This window comes from Rathayibacter sp. AY1D1, assembly GCF_002932635.1.
Lineage (GTDB): Bacteria > Actinomycetota > Actinomycetes > Actinomycetales > Microbacteriaceae > Rathayibacter.
On record NZ_PSVY01000001.1, the window covers coordinates 149100 to 173876 of the forward strand.

Genomic DNA, 24777 nt, shown 5'->3' on the forward strand with positions numbered 1-24777 from the left:
CGGACACGCTACGGGGCCGACAGTCGTCGGACGGCCCCCTTGACGGCGCGGCCGGTCGTGTCGCGGGTCAGGCCCGGCGCTGGCGCGCAGCGGCGAGTGTGCCGAAGAGGAGGAAGGAGCAGGTCGCGGCGAGGACGGTCAGCAGGGGAGCCTCCCAGCCGCCGCTCGCGTCGTGCGCGAAGCCGATGACGGTCGGGGCGGTGGCGGCCACGGCGTAGCCGATCCCCTGCACCGTGGCCGAGAGCCGCGACGCGTGGGCGTCGGAGCGGGAGAGCCGCACGACGAGCACGAAGACCACCGTGAATCCTCCGCCCTGGGCCGCGCCGCCCAGCACGCACCAGAGCGCCCAGAGCTGCGGGGCGAGCAGCAGCCCCGCCGGCACCGTGCACCAGAGGAGGCCGACGAGCACGATGCTCCCCAGCGGTCCGAGCCTGCGGACCAGGAGCGGGACGCCGAGGGCGCCGGCGACCGCGGCGAGCTGGAACACCGAGGCGCTCGCGCCCGCGGTCGCGATCGAGAAGCCGTTGCGGTCGACGAGCAGCGAGGGGAGCCACGCCGTCACTCCGTAGTACGAGAACGCCTGGCTCGAGAAGCAGAGCGCGAGCGCCAGCACGGTCGCGCTGCGGAAGATCCGCGGAGCCGGTGCGGCCGGTGCGCGGTCGGCGCGGGACGGGCGGGGAGTCGGACGCAGGGCCGCCCGAGGCCCCACGGCCACGAGCCAGCCGGCCAGAGCGAGGGCGTTGAGGGCGAGCCAGACGAGCAGGGCGCCGCGCCAGCCGAGGGTTAGAGCGAGCGGAGCGGTGCCGAGCGAGGTGATCGTCGAGCCGATATTGAGGGCCGCGGTGTAGACGCCCGTCGTGAGGTCGACGCGCTCGGGAGCGACGTCCCGCCGGATCACGACGGGGAGGACGACGTTGCCGATCGTGATGGAGACGCCGATCAGGATGGTGCCCGCCACGGCCGGTCCCACGTCGCCGATCGATCGGACGATCGTGCCGAGCGCGACGCCGATCACCGTGACGGTCACGGCGGCGTCGGGTCCCGCGCGGCGGATCACCAGGAGGGCGAGCGGAGTCGCCAGGGCGAAGCAGAGCACGGGGATGCTGGTGAGGATCCCCGCCTGGCCCGCGGACAGCGCGAGGTCCTCGCGCACCGCGTCGATGATGGGCGCGACGGCGACGATCGGACCGCGCAGGACCAGCGCGACCAGGGCGACCGCCACGACGAGGAGCCAGGGAGCGCTCCGGCGCGCGGTCATCGGGGCGTCGAGGGCCGCGGCACCCCGGTCAGCCGGTCAGGCCGGGGACCCCGGCCGAGAGGTTGCCGACGATGGTGAAGACGCCCGACACCAGACCGAGGATCCCGGTGACGAGTCCGGCCGTCGCGAGCCCGCGACCGCCTCCGACGAGCGGTGCGGCCGCCCGGCCCTTCGCCGAGAAGACGACGGCGAGGATCGAGGGGATCAGCAGCGGATTGATCAGCAGGCTCAGGACGCCGAGCACGAGGCTCGCGATCGCCATGGGGTTGCGGCCCGCCGCGGAGGACGGGGCGGACGGATAGGCGTACAGCTCCTGCTCCGGAGCGCCCGGGGGCGTGCCGTAGGCGGGAGCGGGCGCCGAGGAGGACGGGCGGGACCGGTCCGTCCACGCCGCGCCGTCCCAGTAGAGCTCCGAGCCGAGGTCGGCCGGATGCGGGTACCACCCGGGCGCGGGCAGCGGAGCGGAGTCGTCGGGCATGGGGCGAGTCTAGAGCGGCGCCGATCAGCTCTTGGGCTGCTCGATGCCGAGCGCGTTCCCGTCGGGATCGAGGATCCAGGACGCCCAGACGCTGCCGCGGTCGGCCACGCCGTTCTCGGTGCGCAGCTCGTCGCTGTCGTAGTCCTCCGGAGCCACGCCCCGAGCCGCCAGCGCGTCCAGCTCGGCGCGCAGGTCGGCCACCCGCCAGGCGGCCTTGGTCTGCTCGTCCTTCGAGCCCGTGGTGCTGGCGGTGACGGTGAGCCGCGTGCCGCCGCAGGAGTAGGCGATCGCCGACTCGCTCTCCTCGAGGACCTTCAGTCCCAGGGAGCCGGCGTAGAAGGCGCGGGAGGCGGCGAGGTCGCGGGAGAGCAGAACGGGGCCGATGGGGGAGTCGGAGAGCACGGTGAGTCCTTTCGTCGGTGGGCCTCCAGTCGACGCCCGCTGCGGTCCGGCGCGGAAGGGGTTGCCACCGGGCCGGCCGGAGGGGGCTGGCGCGGCAGAATGGCCTCGGCCGTGCCCGCCGCGCGGCCGGGAGGAGCCCTCATGAGCTGGACCATCGACGAGGTGGCGTGGACCCACCCGGACGCCGAGCGTCTGCGCGACGCGCAGCGGTGCGAGCTCGACGAGCGTTACGGCAACGACGACCACGAGCCCGGCACGCCGCCCTCGGCCGACGACGTGCCCGTCTTCCTCGTCGCCCGCGACGCGAGCGGCACGGCGGTGGCCTGCGGCGGACTGCGGCCTCTCGACGACGACGTCCTCGGACCGGGGGCGATCGAGGTGAAGCGGATGTTCGCCGACCGCGCCGCCCGCGGCACCGGAGCGGCCACGGCCGTCCTGCGCGCGCTCGAGGCGCGGGCGGCCGCTCTGGGCACGACGCGCCTGGTGCTGGAGACCGGGACGCTCCAGCCCGACGCGATGCGGTTCTACCTCCGGGAGGGCTACCACGCCATCCCGCCGTTCGGCGCCTACATCGGGTCCGAGCACTCGGTCTGCTACGCCCGCGATCTCGCTCCCGGCGCCTGAGCGTCAGCGGCGCAGGGTCTCCACCGGGTACTCGCCGAAGCGGCGGTGGTACGCCCCCGAGAAGCGGCCCTGGTTGAGGAAGCCCCAGCGCGCGGAGACGGCGCGCACGGTCTCCTCGCCCGGAGCGCCCTCGCGCAGCTCGACGCGCGCCCGGTCGAGACGCACGCCGCGCAGGTAGCCGAGCGGAGTGTCGCCGAAGTGCCTCCGGAACGCGGCCTGCAGCGCCCGCGGAGTGAGCCCCGCCGCTGTCGCGATGTCGGACACGGTGACGGGCGACGCGGCGAACGCGTGCAGGAACTCGGCGGCACGCAGCAGGTGCTCGAGCCCCGGCCGCAGCACCTGCGCCGGAACGACGACCGGCCGGTGCGCGAAGGTCGCGAGCAGGTGCAGAGCGACGCCGCGCTCGGCCGCCACGAGCTGCAGCGCTGTCGCCTCGCGCCCCGACCGGAGGACGCCCGCGAAGTCGTCGACCGCCCGCCACCAGCCCGGGAGTGCCGACGCGGAGGCGATCGAGCGGTGGTCGAAGACGAGCGGCAGCGGCACGCCGTCGCCGGCCTCGGACGCGACCTGCTCGAGGAGGCCGGCGGCCACGTGCACGAGCCGCTGCTGGAAGTCGCGGCTGACGAACTCGAACGGACGCGCGCTGGGGAACACGACCGGCCGCCCCGGCAGGTGGACGATCCGATCGCCCTCCGGGTCCACCACGCTCGTGCCGGAGAGGAACCACGAGACGACGTACTCGCCCGCCGGACGCAGCCCCCCGGACACGGAGCCCCGGAAAACAGACGTCCGCAGGCTCACGCCCTCGCTCCCGGAGACGTCGTAGCGGAAGGAGAAGGGCCGCTCGACCGGTTCCGTCCGGAATCCCGACCCGCCGTAGCCGTCCGAGTAGAAGCGCCGCGCCTCCTCCAGGTCGGCCCCGGAGCGCGTGAAGCGCTGCAGCGCAGGACCGGCACCCATCGGACCAGGATGCCACCTGGACGGATTGCGCACCGGTCGCCCCCGCGCCCCTCTCCGGGGCACGTCCTGTCGGCAGGGTGACGGGGTCGGACGACACGGACGGAGACGCATGGAGATCAGCGCACGCAGACTCGCGGCACGCGACGCGGTGGCCGTCGTCGCCGTGCTCGCCGCACTCGAGGGGGCGCTCGCCGTGGACTCCCTGCCGCCCGGCCTGGAGGAGGTCCTCCTGCACCAGCTCGAGCGCAGCTCGCTCGTGCTCCCCGGCGCCGACCGGGACGAGCTCGCCTCCGCTCTGCGCGCGCTCGGCGTCCGCGTGCTCGACGCGCTCGGGTAGAGGCCGCCGCCGACTACAGTCGAGGGGTCAACCGAGCCCGAGGAGTGCCCGCACGTGTCGAACGAACCGTCGAATCCCGCAGAGAACGAGTCCCACTCGGTCGTCACCGAGGCGGGCACGGGATTCACGCACTTCACCGACCGGGCCGTGGTCGCGATCCGCGTCAACGGGGAGCTCAAGGACCTCGCCGCCGACGTCGTGCCGGGCGACCGCATCGAGCCGGTGCTCATCTCCTCGCCGGACGGGCTGAACATCCTCCGCCACTCCGCGGCCCACGTGCTCGCGCAGGCGGTGCAGCAGATCAACCCGGAGGCGAAGCTGGGCATCGGCCCGCCCGTCACCGACGGCTTCTACTACGACTTCGACGTCGAGGAGCCCTTCACGCCCGAGGCGATGAAGGCGCTCGAGAAGGCGATGGACCGCATCGTCCGCCAGGGCCAGCGGTTCGTGCGCCGCGTCGTCTCCGAGGAGGAGGCGCGCGCCGAGCTCGCCGGCGAGCCCTACAAGCTCGAGCTGATCGGGATCAAGGGCGGGGGAGCCGAGGACGAGAGCGTCGAGGTCGGCGGCGCCGAGCTCACCATCTACGACAACGTCGACCCGCGTTCCGGCGAGACGGTCTGGAAGGACCTCTGCCGCGGCCCGCATCTGCCGAACACCCGCATGATCGGCAACGGCTACGCCCTGACCCGCAACGCTGCCGCCTACTGGCGCGGCTCGGAGAAGAACCCGCAGCTGCAGCGCGTCTACGGCACCGCGTGGCCCACGAAGGACGAGCTTCGCGAGCACCAGGCCCGCCTCGAGGAGGCGGCGCGCCGCGACCACCGCAAGCTCGGCCACGAGCTCGACCTGTTCTCCTTCCCGGACGAGATCGGCTCCGGCCTCGCGGTCTTCCACCCCAAGGGCGGGATCATCCGCTACGAGATCGAGCAGTACATGCGCGAGCAGCTGCTCGCCCACGACTACGAGCTCGTCTACACGCCGCACATCACCAAGGGCGACCTGTTCCTCACGAGCGGGCACCTGCAGTGGTACTCCGAGGGGATGTTCCCCCCGATGCACCTCGACGAGCTGCAGGACGAGGACGGCAACGTCACCCGCCAGGGCCAGGACTACTACCTCAAGCCCATGAACTGCCCGTTCCACAACCTGATCTTCCGCTCGCGCGGCCGCAGCTACCGCGAGCTCCCGCTGCGCCTGGCCGAGTTCGGCACCGTGTACCGCTACGAGAAGAGCGGCACCCTGCAGGGCCTCACCCGCGTGCGCGGCCTGACCCAGGACGACGCCCACATCTACGTCGCGCAGGAGGACGTGTCGGCCGAGCTGACCCGCAACCTCGAGTTCGTGCTGCAGGTGCTGCGCGACTACGGCCTCGACGACTTCTACCTCGAGCTGTCCACGAACGAGGAGGGCAACCCGAAGTTCGTCGGTGCGCCCGAGCAGTGGGAGGAGGCGATCGAGTCGCTGCGCGCGGTCGCCGTCGCCTCCGGTCTCGAGCTGGTGCCGGATCCGGGAGGAGCGGCGTTCTACGGTCCGAAGATCTCGGTGCAGGCGCGCGACGCCATCGGCCGCACCTGGCAGATGTCGACCATCCAGCTCGACTTCAACCAGCCCGAGCGCTTCGAGCTCGAGTACACGGCCTCGGACGGCTCGAAGAAGCGGCCCGTGATGATTCATCGCGCGCTCTTCGGCTCCATCGAGCGCTTCTTCGCGATCCTCACCGAGCACTACGCCGGTGCGTTCCCGGTCTGGCTGTCGCCGGTCCAGGTCGTGGGCATCCCGATCGCCGACGAGTACCTGCCCTACCTCGAAGAGGTCGTCGGCGAGCTCAAGCGGTCGGGCATCCGCGCCGAGATCGACTACTCCAGCGACCGGATGCAGAAGAAGATCCGCAACGCCACGCTGCAGAAGGTGCCCTTCCAGATGATCGTGGGGGAGAAGGACCGCGACGCCGGAGCCGTCAGCTTCCGCTTCCGAGACGGCACGCAGGAGAACGGGATCCCGGTCGCCGACGCCGTCGCGCGCATCCGCGAGGCCGTCGCCTCGAAGGCGCAGGTCTGAGCGTGAGCGACGGCTGCGTGCCCGAGGGGGCGGAGGGCTCGGCGCACCTCGCCGGGGTTCCCGACGAGTTCCAGCGCCTGTGGACGCCGCACCGGATGGTCTACATCCAGAAGGGGCAGCCCGGAGCCGACGACTGCCCCTTCTGCGTGGCGCCGACGCTGAGCGACGAGGAGGCCCTCATCGTCGCCCGCGGGGAGCACGCCTACGTCCTGCTGAACCTGTTCCCGTACAACTCCGGCCACCTCCTGGTCTGCCCGTACCGGCACATCCCGCTCTACGACGAGGCCACTCCCGAGGAAGTGGCCGAGATCGGAGCGCTCACGCAGACGGCGATGCGCGTCGTCCGCTCGGTCTCGAACAACGACGGCTTCAACCTCGGGATGAACCAGGGCGCGGTCGCGGGAGCGGGGATCGCCGCGCACCTGCACCAGCACGTGGTCCCGCGCTGGGCGACCGATGCGAACTTCTTCCCGATCATCGCCCGCACCAAGGCGCTCCCGCAGCTGCTCGGCGACGTGCGGGCGAGCCTCGCGGCGGCCTGGCCGAGCCTCTAGACCGCCGCCCGGCCCCCTGTCCAGCGCCGCGGGCGGTAGGCGCCGTCTCGTAGACTCGGAGCTGCCGTCGGCGGAAGTCGCCGCACAGAACAGGACTCGCGAACATGACCGATACCTCCACTCCGTCCTCGTCCGCTCCCGAGCAGTTCGGCTCGAGCCGCGTCAAGCGCGGTCTCGCCGAGATGCTCAAGGGCGGCGTCATCATGGACGTCGTCGACGCCGATCAGGCCCGCATCGCGGAGGACGCCGGCGCGGTCGCCGTCATGGCGCTCGAGCGCGTCCCCGCCGACATCCGCTCGCAGGGCGGCGTCGCACGCATGAGCGACCCCGACCTGATCGACGGCATCGTCTCCGCCGTGTCGATCCCCGTCATGGCGAAGGCGCGCATCGGCCACTTCGTCGAGGCGCAGATCCTGCAGGAGCTCGGCGTCGACTACATCGACGAGTCCGAGGTCCTCTCGCCCGCCGACTACGTGAACCACATCGACAAGTGGAACTTCACCGTCCCCTTCGTCTGCGGAGCGACCAACCTGGGCGAGGCGCTGCGCCGCATCACCGAGGGCGCAGCGATGATCCGCTCGAAGGGCGAGGCCGGCACCGGCGACGTCTCCGAGGCGACCAAGCACATCCGCACGATCTCCGGCGAGGTCAACCGCCTGAAGGCGATGACCAAGGACGAGCTCTACGTCGCCGCCAAGGAGCTGCAGGCCCCCTACGACCTGGTCGTCGAGATCGCCCGGACCGGCAAGCTCCCCGTCGTCCTCTTCACCGCCGGCGGGGTCGCGACCCCGGCCGACGCGGCGCTGATGATGCAGCTGGGCGCCGACGGCGTGTTCGTCGGCTCCGGCGTCTTCAAGTCGGGCGAGCCCGCCAAGCGCGCGGCCGCGATCGTGAAGGCGACCACCTTCTTCGACGACGCGAAGGTCGTCGCGGAGGCCTCGCGCGGCCTGGGCGAGGCGATGGTCGGCATCAACGTGGCCGACGTGCCCGCGCCGCACCGCCTCGCCGAGCGTGGCTGGTAGCGCCGACGCGCCGCTCGCCGGCGCAGGATCGACGCGGGAGTCCCTCGAGGGGCTCCGCGTCGGGGTCCTCGCGCTGCAGGGCGACTTCCGCGAGCACGCGCACGTCCTGCGCGAGCTGGGCGCCGAGGTGGTGCTGGTGCGACGCCCGGAGGAGCTCGCCACCGTCGCGGGGCTGGTCATCCCGGGCGGCGAGTCCACGGTGATGGACAAGCTGTCGCGCCTCTTCGGCCTCGCGGAGCCGGTCGTCGAGGCGATCAGTGCGGGGATGCCCGTCTACGGGACCTGCGCCGGGCTGATCATGCTCGCCGACCGGGTCCTCGACCGCATCGACGGCCAGAGCAGCTTCGGCGGCCTGGACGTGTCGGTCCGGAGGAACGCGTTCGGCAACCAGCTCGACTCCTTCGAGACCGATCTCGACGTGCCGGCCATCGGCGATCCGCCGGTGCACGCGGTCTTCATCCGCGCACCGGTCGTGGAGGAGCTGGGCGAGCGGGCGACCGCGCTCGCCAGTGTCGCCGACGGGCGGGTGGTCGCGGTCGAGCAGGGCAACCTCCTCGGGACGGCGTTCCATCCCGAGATCACCGGCGACTACCGGTTCCACGAGCTGTTCCTGCGGAAGGTCGCGGCGACGCGCTTCGGCGACTGACCCGCTGCCGTCCCCTCCGCCAGGGGTGGACGGTGCGGGACCCGCGGGCCAGGGTGGTCGCATGCCCGAACTCCCCGAGGTCCAGGCCCTCGCCCTCGATCTCGACGCGCGCCTGGGCGGACGCGTCCTCGAGCGGCTCGACGTGTTCGCGATCTCCGCGCTCAAGACCGTCGCCATCCCGCCGTCGGCTCTGTCCGGCGAGACCGTCCACGGAGTATCGCGGCACGGCAAGTTCCTCGACATCGCAGTCGGCGAGGCCCACGTCCTCCTGCACCTCGCCCGCGCCGGCTGGGTCCGCTGGCGGCCCGACCGGCCGACGGCTCCGGCGAAGCCCGGCCGGGGCCCGCTCGCCGCCCGGCTGGTCCTCGACGACGGGTCGGGACTCGACGTGACGGAGGCCGGCACCAAGAAGAGCCTCGCGCTCTCGATCGTCGCCGATCCGCTCGACGTCCCGGGCGTCGCCCGGCTGGGTCCCGATCCGCTGGACCCGGAGTTCACCGAGGAGATCCTCGGCGCGATCCTCGCCACGGCGGGCCGGGCGCAGGTGAAGGGTGTCCTCCGCGACCAGTCCCGCATCGCCGGCATCGGCAACGCCTACTCCGACGAGATCCTCCACGTGGCGCGCATGTCGCCCTTCAAGCCCGCCGCGCTCACCGCCGACGAGCTGGACCGCCTCTACGCGGCCCTCCGCTACACACTCGAGGAGGCGCTCGCCCGCGCCGAGGGCCTGCACGCGGCCGACCTCAAGCGCGAGAAGAAGCTCGGCATGCGCGTCCACGGCCGCACAGGAGAGGCGTGCCCCGTCTGCGGCGACACGATCCGCCAGGTGGTCTTCCACGACTCCACGCTCCAGTACTGCCCCACCTGCCAGACCGACGGCAGGATCCTCGCCGACCGGCTGCTGTCGCGGCTGATCAAGTAGCGAGCCGGTCCTCGCCCGGCTCGCCGCGGTCGGCTTCCGGAGATGGCGGGCCGGGTGGAGCGGGTCGCGTCCGCCTACAGCGATCCGCTGGCACGCGGACCGTGCGTTCGGCGGTGCGGGGGGCGCGTGGGGAGGGCGGCTCGTCGCCGGCGAGACGGGCGCGGAAGGCTCGGTGCTCGGGCCGAGACGGGCGCGGACCGGCTCTCGAATAGACTGGCCCCTGCCATCAGCGGCGCCCTCGGGGGCCGCACGAAACGAGATTTCCGAGGGAGCACCGTGTCCGGGCATTCCAAGTGGGCCACGACCAAGCACCAGAAGGCGATCAAGGACTCGCGCCGCGCGAAGTCCTTCGCCAAGCTGATCAAGAACATCGAGGTGGCCGCCAAGATCGGCGGCGCCGACCTCTCCGGCAACCCGACGCTCGTCGACGCCGTGCAGAAGGCGAAGAAGACCTCGGTGCCGAACGACAACATCGACCGCGCGATCAAGCGCGGCGCCGGCCTCACCGGCGAGGTCATCGACTACACGACGATCATGTACGAGGCCTACGGCCCCAACGGCATCGCCCTGCTCGTCGAGTGCCTCACCGACAACAAGAACCGCGCCGCGGCGGACGTCCGCACCGCGATGACCCGCAACGGCGGCACCATGGCCGACCCGGGCAGCGTCGCCTACAACTTCGCGCGCAAGGGCGTCATCTCCGTGCCCCACGGAGAGAGCGTCACCGAGGACGACGTGCTCGGCGCGGTCCTCGACTTCGGTGTCGACGACGTGCTCGACCACGGCGAGAGCTTCGAGGTCCGCGTCGAGCCGAGCGAGCTCGTCCCGGCCCGCTCGGCCCTGCAGGAGGCGGGCATCGACTACGACTCCGCCGACATCGAGTTCGTCGCCTCCCTCCAGGTCGAGGCCGACGCCGAGACGGCCCGCAAGGTCTTCCGCCTGATCGACGCGCTCGAGGACTCGGACGACGTGCAGAACGTCTACACCAACCTCGACATCACGGCCGAGGTGCGCGCCGAGCTCGAGAACGAGGAGTGACGCGGTGAGCCCGACCCGATCCCGAGGGGCGGCCTGATGCGCGTCCTCGGGATCGACCCCGGGCTCACCCGCTGCGGCGTCGGCATCGTCGACGTCTCGCGCGACCGCCGCGCGACTCTCGTGCACGTGACGGTCCTCCGGACACCGCCCGACGACGCGCTGGAGCGCCGCCTGCTGGCCCTGGGCGACGGACTCGAGGCGCTGCTCGACGAGCACCGCCCCGACGCCGTCGCGATCGAGCGGGTCTTCGCGCAGAACAACGTCAGCACCGTGATGGGCATCGCGCAGATCAGCGGCGTCGCCCTCGTCGCGGCGGCCCGGCGCGGGCTCCCGGTCGGGATGCACACGCCGAGCGAGGTGAAGGCCGCCGTCACCGGCTACGGAGCCGCGGACAAGCGCCAGGTCACCGCGATGATCCAGCGCGTCCTCCGGCTCGACGCCCCGCCTCGGCCGGCCGACGCGGCCGACGCTCTCGCCCTGGCCGTCTGCCACGCCTGGCGGGCCCCTCTCGCGCCCTCCTCCGGGTCGGCGGGAGCCGGTGCCGACGGAGCGGCGGGCGGCACAGCAGCGCAGCGGGCGTGGCGCGCCGCCGAGGCCGCGAGTCGAACGCCTGTTCGAGCATCTAGACTGACGCAGTGATCTCCTCCCTCCGCGGCACCGTCCTCTCCGCCCGCGGGAGTCTCGCCGTCCTCGACGTCCACGGCGTCGGCTACGCGGTGAACGTGACCCCGCACCACGCGCTCGAGATGCGCGTCGGCGACGAGACCACGGTCAGCACCGTGCTCGTCGTCCGCGAGGACTCGCTCACCCTCTACGGCTTCCCCGACGAGGAGCAGCTCGAGATCTTCGAGCTGCTGATCGGCGTGACCGGCGTCGGCCCGAAGTCCGCCCTCGGCGTGCTCGGCGCGGTCGAGCCGGACCGGATCGCGCAGGCGGTCGCCGACGAGGACGACGGGGTGTTCCGGAAGGTCAGCGGCATCGGCCCGAAGACGGCCAAGCTGATCATCCTGTCGCTCGCCGGCAAGGTGACCGTCCGTCCGCGCGCCGCCCGCGGCTCCGGTCCCGCCGCCACCGCCGCGCAGAACGTGCTCGCGGCGCTCGTCGGCCTGGGCTGGCCCGAGCGCACCGCGGCCGATGTGGTCGACGAGATCCTGCTCGACGCGCAGGCCTCCGACGCCGCGAACGTGCAGGCGCTGCTCCGGCTCGCCCTCGCCCGCCTCGGTCCGGCGGCCCGCTCGTGAGCGACGAGGTGCTGGGCGCCGAGGTCGCATCGGAGGCCGAGGTCGCCTTCGAGGGCGCCCTGCGGCCCAGGAACCTCAGCGAGTTCGTCGGCCAGCGCAAGGTGCGCGGCCAGCTCGAGCTGCTGCTCAAGGCCGCGGCCATGCAGGGCCGGACCCCGGACCACATCCTGCTGGCGGGCCCGCCCGGTCTCGGCAAGACGACCCTCGCGATGATCGTGGCGGAGGAGAGCTCCTCGTCCCTGCGGCTCTCCAGCGGCCCCGCGATCCAGCACGCGGGCGACCTCGCCGCCGTCCTCTCCTCGCTGCTGCCCGGCGAGATCCTCTTCATCGACGAGATCCACCGCATGGCGCGCTCCGCGGAGGAGATGCTCTACCTCGCGATGGAGGACTTCAGGATCGACATCATGGTCGGCAAGGGGGCGGGAGCGACGTCCGTCCCGCTGGATCTCGCCCCGTTCACGCTCGTCGGCGCCACGACCCGCTCCGGCCTGCTGCCCAATCCGCTCCGCGACCGCTTCGGCTTCACCGCGCACCTCGAGTTCTACGCGGAGGACGAGCTGCGGCAGGTGCTCGCCCGGGCGGCACGGCTGCTCGAGCTCGACATCGACGCGGACGCGATCGCCGAGATCGCCGGCCGCTGCCGAGGCACCCCGCGCATCGCCAACCGCCTGCTCCGGCGGGTGCGGGACTTCGCCCTGGTCCACGGCGGACGGGCCGACGTGACCGCCGTCCGCGCGGCGCTGGAGCTCTACGACGTCGACGCGCTCGGACTCGACCGGCTCGACCGCGCGGTGATGGAGATCGTGCTGACCCGCTTCGACGGGGGGCCGGTCGGCCTGAACACCCTCGCCGTGTCGGTGGGGGAGGAGGCGGAGACGGTCGAGGCCGTCGTCGAGCCGTTCCTCGTGCGGATCGGATTGCTGACCCGGACGCCGCGCGGCCGCGTGGCGACCCCCGCCGCCTACCGCCACTTCGGCATCGACCCCCGGGGGACGGCGGCTCAGCCGCCCCTGTTCCCCGATGATCTATGATTCTCTAGGCCCGACGGGCCGCTCGATCCGCTCCGCCTCGACCTGAGGCCGCGCGGCGGATCGCCCATCCACTCCGGAAGGCCCACCCATGGATCCGACGATCATCCTGCTCGTCCTGCTGCTCGCCGTGATGATCATCTTCATGTTCCGCAACAACAAGAAGCGCCAGCGCGACGCGGAGAGCATGAAGAACAACCTCCAGCCGGGGGTGGAGCTGATGACCGGCTCCGGCCTCTTCGGCACCGTCGTGTCGATCGACGACGAGGCGAACAAGATCGTCATCGAGTCGACCCCCGGCACGCTGCTGACCATCCACCGTCAGGCGATCGCCCGGCTCATCGACCCGAGCGAGAACGCCGTCGTCGTCGAGACCGAGGACGAGGCCGACCCGCTGACCGCGACCGGCTCGCCCGAGTTCGGCGAGCGCGACTCCGCGCACCGCGACCCGCTGGTGGACCCGGTCGAGCGCGACCGCCGCCCCGACGCGCAGTAGTCTCCTGGGCGGGCCGGGCGCATCGGCGCCCGCCCGCCCTTCTCCACGCCCGGGCGTCCCCGGGCCGATCACCGTCGACCGAAGAGAAAGCTGAGCCCTGGGTGGCCGCATCAACCCCCGTCCGGAAGGCCCGCCGCTCCCTGAGCTGGCTCGGTGTCCTGATCCTCGCTCTCGTCGGACTCAACACGGCGGCCGTCCTCTGGGGCGGCGGCTCCTGGACGCCGAAGCTCGCCCTCGACCTCGAGGGCGGCACGCAGATCGTCCTGCAGCCGCAGCTGAACGACGGCGACACCGTCTCGTCGGAGCAGCTGACGCAGGCCGTCTCGATCATCCGCCAGCGCATCGACGCGTCCGGCGTCTCCGAGGCCGAGATCACGACCCAGGGCTCGAGCAACATCGTCGTCTCGATCCCCGGCACGCCCGACGACGAGACGCTCCAGCGCATCGAGGCCTCGGCGAAGCTCGACTTCCGCCCGGTCCTCGTCGCGAGCCAGGCCACCAACAGCTCGGTCGGCGGCGACGCGACGTCCTCGCCCACGCCGACACCCGTCGACCCGTCGCTCTCGACGGAGCCGACCGCCTCGCCGACGAACGCGAGCGACCTCGCCTACCTCACGCCGGCGCTCGAGGCCCAGTACACCTCGTTCGACTGCGCGTACCTCAACGGCCAGGACCCGAACCTCGCCCCGGCCGACCAGCCGCTCATCACCTGCGACGACAGCGGGACGGTGAAGTACGTCCTCGGCCCGGTGGAGATCACCGGCGAGGACATCTCGGACGCCTCGAACGGCCTGATGACGACTTCCTCCGGCGCCAGCACCGGCACCTGGGCCGTCAACCTCTCGTTCGACGACCAGGGCACGCAGGCCTTCGGCGACGTGACCTCGCGCCTCGTGGCGCTGCAGGGTGCGCAGAACCAGTTCGCGATCGTCCTCGACGGCCGGGTCATCTCGGCCCCGTCGACGAACGCCGCCATCACCGACGGCAACGCGCAGATCTCGGGCTCCTTCACCCAGGAGTCGTCGAAGACGCTCGCCGACCAGCTCAAGTACGGCGCGCTGCCGATCGGCTTCCAGGTCCAGAGCTCGGACAGCATCTCGGCGACGCTCGGCTCCGCCCAGCTCGCCAGCGGCCTGCTCGCCGGCCTCATCGGCCTGATCCTCGTCATCGTCTACTCCATCGCGCAGTACCGCGTGCTCGGAGCCGTCACGATCGCCTCGCTGCTCGTCGCGGCGATCGTCACCTACCTCGTCGTCACGCTGCTGTCCTGGCGGGAGGGACTGCGCCTCTCGCTCGCAGGAGTCGCGGGTCTCATCGTCGCGATCGGCATCACGGCCGACTCGTTCATCGTGTACTTCGAGCGCATCCGCGACGAACTGCGCGACGGACGCGGCCTCGAGTCCGCCGTCGAGTCCGGCTGGCGGCGCGCGCTGCGCACGATCTTCGCGTCCGACATGGTGAACCTGCTCGCCGCGGTGGTCCTCTTCCTCCTCGCCGTCGGCAGTGTCCGCGGCTTCGCGCTCACCCTCGGGATCACGACGATCATCGACCTGATCGTGGTGGCGCTGTTCACCCACCCGATCCTGCAGCTGATGGCCACGAGACCGTTCTTCGCCGAGGGGCACAAGGCGTCGGGCCTGGATCCCCGGGCGCTCGGGGCCGTCTACCGCGGCCGTGCCGCCTTCCGTCCGCAGGACCAGGTGGTCGCCGGCAAGCGCGCCTCCGCGTCCCGTGAGGCGGCCAAGCGCCAGACCATCGCCGAGCGGAAGGCCGCCGAGGCGGCCGGCCTGCGCGACTCCAACGACTCGAACGGGAAGGACGCGTGATGGCCAGCTTCTCGCAGTTCGGAAACGACCTCTACACCGGTGCGCGATCGATCGACTTCGTCGGCCGGCGCCGCACGTGGTACCTCGTCTCGCTCGCCCTGATCCTGATCACGCTGCTCGGTACGGTCGCCCGCGGCGGCTTCAACTTCGGCATCGAGTTCACCGGCGGCTCGCAGTTCACGGTGTCCTCGCCGTCGAGCCTCGAGCAGGCGACGGCGACGGACGCGGTCACCTCGGTCGCTCCGGAGACCGTGCCGCGCGTGTCCATCGTCGGCGACGACTCCATCCGCGTGCAGACCGGCCAGCTCTCGACCGACGAGTCGACCGCGGTGCGGAACGCCCTGTCGGAGGCCTACGACGTGCCCACCGACCAGGTCGCCTCCTCCTTCATCGGAGCGGCGTGGGGCAACGACGTGACCCAGCAGGCCCTGCGCGGCCTGGTGATCTTCGTGGTCCTCGCGGCCCTGGCCATGTGGGCGTACTTCCGCACCTGGAAGATGTCGCTCGCGGCGATCGTCGCGCTCCTGCACGACCTCGTGATCGTGGCGGGCGTCTACGGCATCACCGGCACCGAGGTGTCGCCGGCGGCGGTGATCGGACTGCTGACGATCCTCGGCTACTCGCTCTACGACACGGTCGTGGTCTTCGACAAGATCCGCGAGAACACCGTGGAGGCGCTCGGCAGCACGACCCGCACCTTCTCCGAGACGGTGAACCTGGCCGAGAACCAGACTCTCGTGCGCTCCATCAACACCTCGATCGTCGCCGCCCTCCCGGTGGCCGCGATCCTCGTGATCGGTGCGTTCGTCCTCGGCGCGGGCACGCTCCGCGACATCTCGCTCGCCCTGCTGATCGGCATCATCGTCGGCACGTACTCGACGATCTTCGTCGCGGCGCCGCTGTACGCCCAGCTGCGCAGCCGGGAGCCCGAGATCTCCAAGCACGACAAGCGCGTGGAGTCGGCCCGGGCGAAGGCGACCGCGCCGGCCGCGCCGGCCGTGCAGGGCTGAGCCGTGGCCGACTACGCACAGGTCACGGCGGCCGACGCCGTCGGACTCGTCGAGCGCGACGAGGTCTGGCTGCTCGACGTCCGGGAGCCGCACGAGTGGGCGGCGGGGCATGCTCCGGCCGCCCACCACATCCCGATGGGGGAGATCGGCGCCCGGCAGGACGAGCTCCCGGCCGACACGGCGATCCTGGTGGTCTGCCACTCCGGAGTCCGCTCCGCGATGGTGACGCAGGCCCTCGACGGCGCCGGCTACGAGGTCGCCAACGTCGACGCCGGCATGACCGCCTGGGCCGCGGCGGGCGGCGACGTGGTCGACGGCGAGGGGCGCCCGGGACGCATCGGCTGACGCCGGCGCCGTCCGCCCCGGGCGGAACGGTCATCGGCGCCGTCCGCACGGGCGATAATGGGGCGATGGAGATCCTCGCGTGACGGAAACGACGACGACGTCCTCGACCGCTGCCCTGCGCAGACTGGTCCCGCGGATCTTCTCGCGCGCGCAGCCCTCCGGTGCTGTCGACACCCTCGTCCGCACCGTCCGGATGCACCATCCGAAGAGCGACATCGCGCTGATCGAGCGCGCGTACTCGGTCGCGGAGCGGGCGCACGCGAACCAGAAGCGCCGCAGCGGCGAGCCCTACATCACTCATCCGCTGGCCGTCGCGCAGATCCTCGCCGACCTCGGCATCGGCTCGAAGACGATCGCCGCCGCGCTGCTGCACGACACCGTCGAGGACACCGACTACCAGCTCGACGAGCTCCGCGCGGACTTCGGCGACGAGGTCGCGATGCTCGTCGACGGCGTCACCAAGCTCGACAAGGTCAAGTACGGCGACAGCGCGCAGGCCGAGACCGTCCGCAAGATGATCGTGGCGATGTCGAAGGACATCCGCGTCCTGATCATCAAGCTCGCCGACCGCCTTCACAACGCGCGGACCTGGGGCTTCGTCCCCGCCGAGTCCGCGGCCCGCAAGGCCACCGAGACCCTCGAGATCTACGCGCCGCTGGCGCACCGCCTCGGCATCCAGGCCATCAAGTGGGAGCTCGAGGACCTGTCCTTCGCGGTGCTCTACCCCAAGATCTACAACGAGATCGAGAGCCTGGTGAAGCGGCGGACGCCGCAGCGCGAGGAGTTCGTGCAGAACGTCATCGACCTGATCAGCGAGGACCTGCGGGCCGGGCGGATCCGCGGTCGCGTCGTCGGCCGGCCGAAGCAGTACTACTCGATCTACCAGAAGATGGTCGTCCGCGGTCGCGAGTTCGACGAGATCTACGACCTGGTCGGCATCCGCGTCCTCGTGAACTCGGTGCGCGACTGCTACGCCGTGCTCGGCTCGATCCACGCCCGCTGGACGCCGATGCCGGGCCGGTTCAAGGACTACATCGCCACTCCGAAGTTCAACCTCTACCAGTCGCTGCACACGACGGTCGTCGGGCCGAAGGGCCGCGCGGTCGAGATCCAGATCCGCACCAACGAGATGCACCAGCACGCGGAGTTCGGCATCGCGGCGCACTGGAAGTACAAGGAGCAGATGGCCACCGGCAAGGTGCCCACCTCCGGATCGAACGACACCGACCTCGCCTGGCTCGCGCACCTCTCGGACTGGCAGTCGGAGACCACCGACCCGAACGAGTTCCTCGACTCCCTCCGCTTCGAAATCGGCGCCAAGGAGGTCTACGTCTTCACCCCGAAGGGACGCGTGATCGGCCTGCCGACCGGTGCGACCCCGGTCGACTTCGCCTACGCGGTGCACACCGAGGTCGGGCACCGGACGATGGGCGCCAAGGTCAACGGGCGCCTCGTGCCGCTGGAGTCGGCTCTGACGACGGGCGACGTGGTCGAGGTCTTCACCTCGAAGAACCCCGACTCGGGACCGAGCCAGGACTGGCTCCACTTCGTGCAGAGCCCCCGGGCCCGCAACAAGATCCGGCAGTGGTTCACCAAGGAGCGGCGCGACGAGGCGATCGAGCAGGGCAAGGACTCCATCGCCCGGGCGATGCGGAAGCAGAACCTGCCGCTGCAGAAGCTGATGAGCCAGGACACCTTCACCGAGGTGGCCAGCCAGCTGCGCTACAACGACGTCGAGGCGCTCTACGCGGCCGTCGGCGAGGGCCACGTCTCGACCCAGTCGGTGCTCGAGAAGGTCGTCTCCTCCATCCAGGGCGATCCGGAGTCGGACGAGAACGAGGTCACCCTCCCTCGCTCGCCCCGGCCGCGGAGCCGGAGCAGCGAGTCGGGCGTCCTCGTGAAGGGCGCGCCGGACATCCTCGTGAAGCTCGCGAAGTGCTGCACTCCGGTTCCGGGCGATCAGATCGTCGGATTCGTGACGCGGGGAGCCGGCGTCTCCGTGCACCAGGCGAACTGCCACAACGTGCAGGAGCTGCTGAAGGAGCCGGAGCGGATCGTCGACGTCGAGTGGGCGCCGTCCTCCAAGAGCATCTTCCTCGTGCAGATCCAGGTCGAGGCGCTGGACCGCTCGGGCCTGCTGAGCGACGTGACGCGCGTGCTCTCGGAGCACCACGTCAACATCCTCTCGGCGACGGTCTCCACCTCGAGCGACCGGCTGGCGATCAGCCGGTTCGTCTTCGAGATGGGCGACACCACCCACCTGGACCGCGTGCTGAACGCCGTGCGCCGGATCGACGCCGTCTACGACGTCTACCGGGTGAACGCGGGCTGATCCCCGGGCGGCGCCTCGCCGAGCGCCGCCCGCAGCCGTCGTCCGACGATCCTCCGTCCGGCGACGGCGCTGCCCTCCTCCAGCCTCGCGAGGACGGCGTCGAGGCCGGTCCGGGTGCTCCGAGAGAGCGCCCGGAGGATCGCGCCCGCGTCCTCCGTCCGGGCGAGGTCGATCAGCGTGCGAGCAGGCGACGTGACCGGCGCGCCGCCGAGGAGGACGACGTCGTCCTCGTCGAGCAGGACCTCGTGGCAGCGCAGGCGGGGGTTCGACGGCGCCTGTCGGCGCTTCCGCCGGTCGATCGAGGCGCTGTGCACCGGCGGCGGGCCGTGCGTCGCCCCGTGCACCCATGCGGCGGAGAGACGATCGGCGACGGCGCCGCGGGGGAGCAACGAGCGCAGGGAGGCGGCCCGCTCGGACGCCCCCAGGGGCAGGTCCGCGACGAGGAAGCCCTCGTCGAGCGCGACCAGCTCGCCGTCGAGGCGGGCGGCGCACAGCTCCGCGAGAGGGAGGTGCCCGGGGAGGAGCACGGAGGGGAGGCGCATCCGGCCATGCTGGCCGATGCGCCTCCCCTCCGGAGCGTCGCGAGCGGATCTGTGGAGGGATCCGCCGGCGCGGGTCTAGCCGATCGCGTCGAGCCAGACCTTGCGGGCGTCGAGCGCCTCCTGAGCCTGGGCGATCGCGTCGCGGTCGCCGCGCGCCTTCGCCTCGTCGAGCTCGTCCTGGAGCTTCTGGATCGCGGCGGTCAGCTGCGAGGCGAGACCCTCGGAGCGGGCCTTGCGCTCCGGGTTGCTGCGGTTCCAGTGCTCCTCGTCGAGCTTGCGGACGTGTGCCTCGACCTTGCGGAGGCGGTCCTCGACGGTGCGCACCTGCTCGCGCGGCACGCGGCCGACGGCGTCCCAGCGCTCCTGGATCGAGAGCAGCACCCGCTTGGCCTTCTCGCGGTCCTGCTCCTGCAGGAGCGGCTCCGCCTCCTCGAGGAGGGCGAGCTTGAGGTCGAGGTTCTCGGTGTACTCGACGCTCTCCTGCGCGACGATCTCGGCCTTGGCGCCGTAGATCGCGTCGCCGGCGGCCTTGAAGCGCGCCCAGAGCGCGTCGTCGAACCGCTTGCCTGCGCGGCCTGCGACCCGCCAGCGCTCCAGGAGCGCGCGGTAGTCCGGGATGGCATCGGCGCCCTGCGGCACCAGCGCCTCGGCCTGGTCGATGAGCGCCTGCTTGGCCTGCTTGGCCTCGCGGTGCGCGGAGTCGAGGTCGGCGAAGAACGCCTTGCGGTTCTGCTCGATCGTGGTGCGCGCTCCGCGGAACCGGCGCCACAGCTCGTTCGCGTCGTTCTTGGGCAGGCGCGGACCCTGCTGCTGGTGGTTCTGCCAGCGGGCGAAGAGGTCGTCGATCGCGGCGCTGGCCTGCTTCCACTGCGTCTTCGCCGGGTCGACAGCCGCCAGGGCCTCGGCCTCAGCGACGATGGCCTCGCGGTAGGCGAGTGCCTCGGACAGCGCGGCCTTCGACTCGGCCGCCTGCTGCTCGGTCAGATCCTCGACGGAGCCGCTCAGCGCGTCGACCCGGGTCTGCAGCGACTCGAGGTCGCCGACCGCGTTCGCCTGCGCGATGGCCGCGGACAGCGACTGCACCGTGCGGGCGACGTCTCCGGCGGGTGCGCCCCGCTTGGCGCGCTGCTCGAGCAGGGAGACCTGCCCGGCGAGCTCCGTGTACTTGCGCTCGTAGTAGGCGAGCGCCTCCTCGGGAGTCGCATCGGGGTACTGGCCGACCTCTCGCTCCCCGTCGCCGACGCGGACGTAGACCGTCCCGTCGTCGCCGACCCGTCCCCACGGCTGCTGGTCACTCATCGCTCGGAGCCTCACCTTGCTGTTCGATGTCGTGCTTCTCGGTGCCCGTCGCGTCGTCGGCCGGTGGGGCTCGACGGCCGGAGGGCCGAAGACCGCGCTCGGCCGCGAACGGGCAGTGACGACAAGCCTATTGCACTCCCCGCGCGGGCGGACCGTGACGACGCCGCGGGTGCGGCTACTCGACGGAGACGGAGGTGATGGTCACGGGCTCGGCGGGGGCGCCGTCACCCGATCCGTCGGCCGTGCCCTTCGACACGACGTCGCTGACGAGGGCGTCGAGTCCCGAGGTGACCTGCCCGAGCACGGTGTACCCGCCGGCCGCGTCGGCGGGCAGGGTCGTGTCCTGGTAGACGACGAAGAACTGGCTGCCCTGGCTGTAGCCGTTGCCGCCCTGGCGGGCCATCGCGATGGTCCCGGCCGGGTAGACGCCGTCCTCGGGCGCGTTCTCGACGGGACCGTAGCTGTAGCCCGGTCCGCCGGTGCCGTCGCCGTCCGGGTCGCCGCACTGGAGGACGTAGAGGCCCTCCGTGGTGAGGCGGTGGCAGGAGACGCCGTCGTAGAAGCCGGACCGCGTCAGCGAGATGAAGGAGGACACCGCCTGCGGGGCGGCGGCGCCGGCGAGCGTGATGCCCAGCGGGTCCTCCCCGATCGTGAGCGTGCCCGTCCAGTCGCGGCCCTCGGCGATGTCGGAGGAGGGGACGTCGCCGGTGTTCGACCCCGTCGCCTCGGGTGTCGGGGTCGCGGAGGAGGAGGTCGGCTCGGCGACCGGGGTGCCGGGGCCGCCGGAGAAGTAGAGGATCTGTGCGACGACGGCGAGCCCGATCACGACGACGGCGGCGATCGCCGCGATCACGTTGTCGCGCACGCGCCGCTTCTGCCTCGAGCGGTGGAGGCTCTGACGGGCCTGGTAGGCCCGGAGCCGGGTGCGCGCCTCGCGGTCGTTCGACTTGCCCTGGGCCACGTGATCCTCCGACGTCCTCGTCCGCGCGGCTTCGGCGCGGCGGCCCGCGCACGCAGGCCGCGTCGAGCCTACGAGAACCGCCGGAGGCGCGACAAACGCCGCTCCGTCGCGCCGGGCAGTCGGGCCGGGGCTCTGTCGGAGGCCGTCGTTACGCTGAGGGCATGACCATGCAGCAGGCCGGACTCCGCTCCGGGGCGACTCCGCTCGCCGTGCGGATGCGGCCGCGCAGCCTCGAGGAGGTCGCCGGCCAGCGCCACCTCCTGACGCCCGGCTCGCCCCTGGTCGCCCTCGCCGCCGACACGACGGGGGAGCGGGGGGCGGTGTCCGTGATCCTCTGGGGCCCTCCCGGCACGGGCAAGACCACGCTCGCGCAGGCGGTGGCCCACTCCAGCGGCCGCCGCTTCGTCGAGCTCTCCGCCGTCACGGCGGGCGTGAAGGACGTGCGGCAGGTGATGGAGGAGGCACTCTCCACCCGCGACCTCTACGGCACGTCCACCGTGCTCTTCCTCGACGAGATCCACCGCTTCACCAAGGCGCAGCAGGACGCACTGCTGCCCGGGGTCGAGAACGGGTGGGTCATCCTCATCGCGGCCACGACCGAGAACCCCTCGTTCTCGGTGATCGCGCCGCTGCTCTCGCGCTCGCTCCTGCTGACCCTCGAGCCGCTCAGCGACGACGACCTGGGCGTCCTGGTCGACCGCGCCCTGCACGACGAGCGGGGTCTGCGCGACTCGGTGACGCTGGAGGAGGAGGCCCGGGCGAGCATCGTGCGGCTCGCCTCCGGAGACGCCCGGCGGGCGCTGACCGCGCTCGAGGCCGCCGCCACCTCCGCCCGCTCGGAGGCCCGCGAGGCCGACCGGGTCGCCCGCGCCGCCGCCGCGGAGGACCCGGACGAGGAGGACGAGGACGACGAGGGCGCTCCCGTCGAGGCCGCCGCCGAGGAGCCCGCGCTCCCCGTGATCACGACCGAGGTCGTCGCGCGCGCCGTCGACCGCGCCCTGCTGCGCTACGACCGCAACGGCGACGAGCACTACGACGTCATCAGCGCCTTCATCAAGTCCATCCGGGGCTCGGACGTCGACGCGGCGCTGCACTACCTGGCCCGGATGATCGAGGCGGGGGAGGATCCGCGGTTCATCGCCCGCCGCATCATCGTCTCCGCGTCCGAGGACATCGGCATGGCCGACCCGCAGGCGCTCGTCGTCGCGATCGCCGCGGCCGACGCCGTGCAGTTCATCGGCATGCCGGAGGGGCGCATCCCGCTCGCCCAGGCGGTCGTGCACCTGGCGACCGCCCCGAAGTCGAACGCGTCCTACTCCGCCATCGACGCGGCCATCGCGGACGTGCGCGCGGGCCGCGCGGGTCGGGTGCCGGCGCACCTGCGCGACGCGCACTACCCCGGCGCCAAGAAGCTCGGCCACGGGAAGGGCTACCGGTACCCGCACGACGCCGACCTCGGCGTCCTCGAGCAGCAGTACCTCCCGGACCCGCTCCAGGGCGCGCGGTACTACCGGCCCACCGAGCACGGCAACGAGCGCGACGTCTCCGCACGACTGGCGAAGCTCCTGCGCATCATCCGCGGCGACCGGGGCTGACCGCGCCGACCGCGAGCTCGCGCGACCCGCACGGGAGGCCGTGGCCTGATAGTCTTGCGAGGTTGCCCACCGCTCTGTAGCCGAGCGGAGCAGCGCATCCCTCTGAATCGCGCAGCCCGCCACTGCGGTCACCCTTCCCCCGCACCCGCGGAGGACACGACCGCGGCGTCCGCCCTCCTCCCGGAGCCGGCGGTCGAGAGCTGCGACCGAACCTCTCAGACCTTGGAAGGACCACTGTGTCGACCACGTCCCGTACCCGCTCGAAGACGCGCCTCTCGCGCGCCCTCGGCATCCCCCTGACCCCGAAGGCCGCCCGCTACCTCGAGAAGCGTCCCTACGCTCCCGGTGAGCACGGCCGCTCGAAGCGCAAGGCCGACTCCGACTACGCGGTCCGCCTGCGTGAGAAGCAGCGTCTGCGCGCCCAGTACGGCATCCGCGAGAAGCAGCTCCGCATCGCCTTCCAGGAGGCGCGCCGCACCCAGGGCCTGACCGGTGAGAACCTGGTCGAGCTCCTCGAGATGCGCCTCGACGCCCTCGTCCTGCGCTCGGGCTTCGCCCGTACCACCGCGCAGGCCCGCCAGTTCGTCACCCACCGCCACATCATGGTGGACGGCAAGACGGTCGACCGCCCCTCCTTCCGCGTGAAGCCGGGCCAGGTCATCCACGTCAAGACCCGCTCCGAGGGCACCGAGCCCTTCCAGGTCGCCGCCGCCGGTGGACACGTCGACGTCCTCCCCAAGACCCCGGGCTACCTCGAGGTCGAGATCGACAAGCTGCAGGCGACGCTCCTGCGCCGCCCGAAGCGCGCCGAGGTCCCCGTGACCTGCGAAGTGCAGCTCGTCGTCGAGTACTACGCGGCCCGCTGAGTCCAGCCCCGCAGAGAAAGGCCCCGGTGTGCGCACCGGGGCCTTTCCCGTTCCCGGGGTCGCGATCCGGAGTGCCCGCCGCGCTCCGAGAGTCCCGCGCTGCGCCCGATCCGGCCGTCGCGCCCGAGCCGAGCGCCCGTCCCCGCGTCCGACCCTCTCGCGGGCCGTCGGTAGGCTGGAGTGCCGCGCTGGGCGGCATCGAACGGAGGTCACCGTGACCGGTGGAGACATCGCAGGGCTCATCGCCGCGGGGGTGTTCGCGATCCTGGTGGCGATCACCGCCGTCCCGCTCTGGAAGCTCGGGCGCGTCTTCGACAGCACGAGCGAGGCCATCAAGCAGGCCAGCGACGGCCTGACGCCGATCCTCGACGAGTCGGCCTCCACCCTCCGCGAGGCCAACCACCAGCTCGCGCGGGTGGACACGATCACCAAGGACGTCGCCGAGGTCACCGGCAACGTCAACGCGCTCGTCGCTCTCACGGCCGCGACCGTCGGCGGTCCGCTCATCAAGCTCGCCGGCTTCACCGCCGGAGTCCGCGCCGTGCTCGTCGCCGGACGGACGGCCGACAAGGCCGGAGCCGCGGTCGGCCGCTCCGCCGCGAAGCGCACGAAGCGCCCGCGCTCGAAGTAGCGCCGCGCCCGCGCCCTAGAATCGAACGGGTCGTCGCGCCGTCGCGCCCGCCCCGCCGCTGTGGAAGGACACCCCGTGAAGAACATCCTCCTGATCGTCATCGGGATCGGCCTCGGATTCGCGGTCGCCCACCAGGTCTCGCGCACCGAGGCGGGCGCCCGGCTCTTCGCCGACATCAACCGCACCGCGAAGGAGCTCGGCGAGGCCGTCTCCGAGGGCTACCACCAGCGCGAGGCCGAACTGAAGGCCGCCATCGGCGAGGGCTGACGCCCCGCCGCCCGACATCCGCGTCGTCACCGACCGAAC

27 protein-coding genes are annotated in these 24777 nt (G+C 72.0%); 20 read left to right on the forward strand and 7 right to left on the reverse strand.

What is annotated here, in order from left to right; genetic code table 11:
* Positions 1 to 67: 67 nt before the first annotated feature.
* From C5C56_RS00710 to C5C56_RS17700, 3 genes are read right to left on the reverse strand one after another with little or no spacing between them, the layout of a single operon-like run.
* Positions 68 to 1258: a CynX/NimT family MFS transporter gene (locus C5C56_RS00710; protein ID WP_104269504.1), complete on the reverse strand. Its 1191-nt coding sequence runs from the start codon at positions 1256 to 1258 to the stop codon at positions 68 to 70.
* A 28-nt stretch (positions 1259 to 1286) separates the two neighbouring features.
* Positions 1287 to 1736 (reverse strand): DUF2510 domain-containing protein, encoded by a 450-nt coding sequence (locus C5C56_RS00715; RefSeq protein WP_104267377.1) that lies wholly within the window; start codon positions 1734 to 1736, stop codon positions 1287 to 1289.
* Between the two features lie 24 nt (positions 1737 to 1760).
* Positions 1761 to 2138: a VOC family protein gene (locus tag C5C56_RS17700; protein WP_104246766.1), complete on the reverse strand. Its 378-nt coding sequence runs from the start codon at positions 2136 to 2138 to the stop codon at positions 1761 to 1763.
* Between the two features lie 141 nt (positions 2139 to 2279).
* On the opposite strand from C5C56_RS17700, the gene C5C56_RS00725 reads away from it, so the two are divergent.
* Complete coding sequence (locus C5C56_RS00725; protein WP_104225442.1) at positions 2280 to 2762, forward strand: GNAT family N-acetyltransferase; 483 nt, start codon at positions 2280 to 2282, stop codon at positions 2760 to 2762.
* A gap of 3 nt (positions 2763 to 2765) precedes the next feature.
* Here C5C56_RS00725 and C5C56_RS00730 read toward each other — a convergent pair whose 3' ends face one another.
* Positions 2766 to 3722, reverse strand: a complete 957-nt coding sequence (locus tag C5C56_RS00730; protein ID WP_104327523.1) for an AraC family transcriptional regulator — start codon at positions 3720 to 3722, stop codon at positions 2766 to 2768.
* A gap of 109 nt (positions 3723 to 3831) precedes the next feature.
* Between C5C56_RS00730 and C5C56_RS00735 the strand changes: the two genes are divergently transcribed.
* The 15 genes from C5C56_RS00735 (at position 3832) to C5C56_RS00805 (ending at position 18577) form a co-directional block, all read left to right on the forward strand.
* The gene (locus tag C5C56_RS00735; RefSeq protein WP_104224631.1) at positions 3832 to 4059 is read left to right on the forward strand and encodes a hypothetical protein; all 228 of its coding nucleotides are present in this window, start codon (positions 3832 to 3834) and stop codon (positions 4057 to 4059) included.
* Positions 4060 to 4206: 147 nt separating this feature from the next.
* On the forward strand, positions 4207 to 6117 hold the full coding sequence (gene thrS, locus C5C56_RS00740; protein ID WP_244230674.1) for a threonine--tRNA ligase: 1911 nt from the start codon (positions 4207 to 4209) through the stop codon (positions 6115 to 6117).
* 2 nt (positions 6118 to 6119) lie between these two features.
* Positions 6120 to 6671, forward strand: coding sequence for an HIT domain-containing protein (locus C5C56_RS00745; protein WP_244230646.1), 552 nt, complete (start codon positions 6120 to 6122; stop codon positions 6669 to 6671).
* A gap of 104 nt (positions 6672 to 6775) precedes the next feature.
* Complete coding sequence (gene pdxS, locus C5C56_RS00750; protein WP_104318970.1) at positions 6776 to 7693, forward strand: pyridoxal 5'-phosphate synthase lyase subunit PdxS; 918 nt, start codon at positions 6776 to 6778, stop codon at positions 7691 to 7693.
* A 73-nt stretch (positions 7694 to 7766) separates the two neighbouring features.
* Complete coding sequence (gene pdxT / locus C5C56_RS00755; RefSeq protein WP_244229657.1) at positions 7767 to 8339, forward strand: pyridoxal 5'-phosphate synthase glutaminase subunit PdxT; 573 nt, start codon at positions 7767 to 7769, stop codon at positions 8337 to 8339.
* A 61-nt stretch (positions 8340 to 8400) separates the two neighbouring features.
* Complete coding sequence (locus C5C56_RS00760) at positions 8401 to 9261, forward strand: Fpg/Nei family DNA glycosylase (protein WP_104318971.1); 861 nt, start codon at positions 8401 to 8403, stop codon at positions 9259 to 9261.
* A gap of 276 nt (positions 9262 to 9537) precedes the next feature.
* Positions 9538 to 10299 (forward strand): YebC/PmpR family DNA-binding transcriptional regulator, encoded by a 762-nt coding sequence (locus C5C56_RS00765; protein ID WP_104224772.1) that lies wholly within the window; start codon positions 9538 to 9540, stop codon positions 10297 to 10299.
* Between the two features lie 36 nt (positions 10300 to 10335).
* Positions 10336 to 10938 (forward strand): crossover junction endodeoxyribonuclease RuvC, encoded by a 603-nt coding sequence (gene ruvC / locus C5C56_RS00770; RefSeq protein WP_104318972.1) that lies wholly within the window; start codon positions 10336 to 10338, stop codon positions 10936 to 10938.
* Positions 10935 to 11540, forward strand: coding sequence for a Holliday junction branch migration protein RuvA (ruvA, locus tag C5C56_RS00775; protein WP_104233320.1), 606 nt, complete (start codon positions 10935 to 10937; stop codon positions 11538 to 11540). The genes ruvC and ruvA overlap by 4 nt, the downstream gene beginning before the upstream one ends.
* Complete coding sequence (gene ruvB, locus C5C56_RS00780; protein ID WP_104318973.1) at positions 11537 to 12571, forward strand: Holliday junction branch migration DNA helicase RuvB; 1035 nt, start codon at positions 11537 to 11539, stop codon at positions 12569 to 12571. Before ruvA ends, ruvB begins: the two co-directional genes overlap by 4 nt.
* 88 nt (positions 12572 to 12659) lie before the next feature.
* Complete coding sequence (yajC, locus tag C5C56_RS00785) at positions 12660 to 13064, forward strand: preprotein translocase subunit YajC (RefSeq protein WP_104233318.1); 405 nt, start codon at positions 12660 to 12662, stop codon at positions 13062 to 13064.
* A 101-nt stretch (positions 13065 to 13165) separates the two neighbouring features.
* A complete protein-coding gene (gene secD, locus C5C56_RS00790; RefSeq protein ID WP_104318974.1) occupies positions 13166 to 14890 on the forward strand; it encodes a protein translocase subunit SecD in 1725 nt (574 codons plus the stop codon).
* Complete coding sequence (secF, locus tag C5C56_RS00795; RefSeq protein WP_104233316.1) at positions 14890 to 15900, forward strand: protein translocase subunit SecF; 1011 nt, start codon at positions 14890 to 14892, stop codon at positions 15898 to 15900. The genes secD and secF overlap by 1 nt, the downstream gene beginning before the upstream one ends.
* Positions 15901 to 15903: 3 nt before the next feature.
* Positions 15904 to 16245, forward strand: a complete 342-nt coding sequence (locus tag C5C56_RS00800; protein ID WP_104224765.1) for a rhodanese-like domain-containing protein — start codon at positions 15904 to 15906, stop codon at positions 16243 to 16245.
* Positions 16246 to 16324: 79 nt separating this feature from the next.
* A complete protein-coding gene (locus tag C5C56_RS00805) occupies positions 16325 to 18577 on the forward strand; it encodes a bifunctional (p)ppGpp synthetase/guanosine-3',5'-bis(diphosphate) 3'-pyrophosphohydrolase (protein WP_104225334.1) in 2253 nt (750 codons plus the stop codon).
* Here the strand turns inward: C5C56_RS00805 and C5C56_RS00810 are convergent.
* The 3 genes from C5C56_RS00810 to C5C56_RS00820 form a co-directional block, all read right to left on the reverse strand.
* Complete coding sequence (locus C5C56_RS00810; protein WP_104225333.1) at positions 18556 to 19119, reverse strand: type IV toxin-antitoxin system AbiEi family antitoxin; 564 nt, start codon at positions 19117 to 19119, stop codon at positions 18556 to 18558. The two genes, C5C56_RS00805 and C5C56_RS00810, sit on opposite strands and share 22 nt — an antisense overlap.
* A 75-nt stretch (positions 19120 to 19194) precedes the next feature.
* A complete protein-coding gene (locus C5C56_RS00815; protein ID WP_104224762.1) occupies positions 19195 to 20418 on the reverse strand; it encodes a DUF349 domain-containing protein in 1224 nt (407 codons plus the stop codon).
* Between the two features lie 175 nt (positions 20419 to 20593).
* Positions 20594 to 21379, reverse strand: a complete 786-nt coding sequence (locus C5C56_RS00820; protein WP_104318975.1) for a peptidylprolyl isomerase — start codon at positions 21377 to 21379, stop codon at positions 20594 to 20596.
* A 161-nt stretch (positions 21380 to 21540) separates the two neighbouring features.
* On the opposite strand from C5C56_RS00820, the gene C5C56_RS00825 reads away from it, so the two are divergent.
* The 4 genes from C5C56_RS00825 to C5C56_RS00840 all read left to right on the forward strand — a co-directional run bounded on the left by C5C56_RS00825 (position 21541) and on the right by C5C56_RS00840 (position 24738).
* Positions 21541 to 22974 (forward strand): replication-associated recombination protein A, encoded by a 1434-nt coding sequence (locus C5C56_RS00825; protein ID WP_104225330.1) that lies wholly within the window; start codon positions 21541 to 21543, stop codon positions 22972 to 22974.
* A gap of 236 nt (positions 22975 to 23210) precedes the next feature.
* Positions 23211 to 23840, forward strand: coding sequence for a 30S ribosomal protein S4 (gene rpsD, locus C5C56_RS00830; protein ID WP_068210518.1), 630 nt, complete (start codon positions 23211 to 23213; stop codon positions 23838 to 23840).
* A 214-nt stretch (positions 23841 to 24054) separates the two neighbouring features.
* Positions 24055 to 24471 (forward strand): DUF948 domain-containing protein, encoded by a 417-nt coding sequence (locus C5C56_RS00835; RefSeq protein ID WP_104224759.1) that lies wholly within the window; start codon positions 24055 to 24057, stop codon positions 24469 to 24471.
* Positions 24472 to 24546: 75 nt separating this feature from the next.
* A complete protein-coding gene (locus tag C5C56_RS00840) occupies positions 24547 to 24738 on the forward strand; it encodes a hypothetical protein (RefSeq protein WP_104225329.1) in 192 nt (63 codons plus the stop codon).
* Positions 24739 to 24777 lie beyond the last annotated feature (39 nt).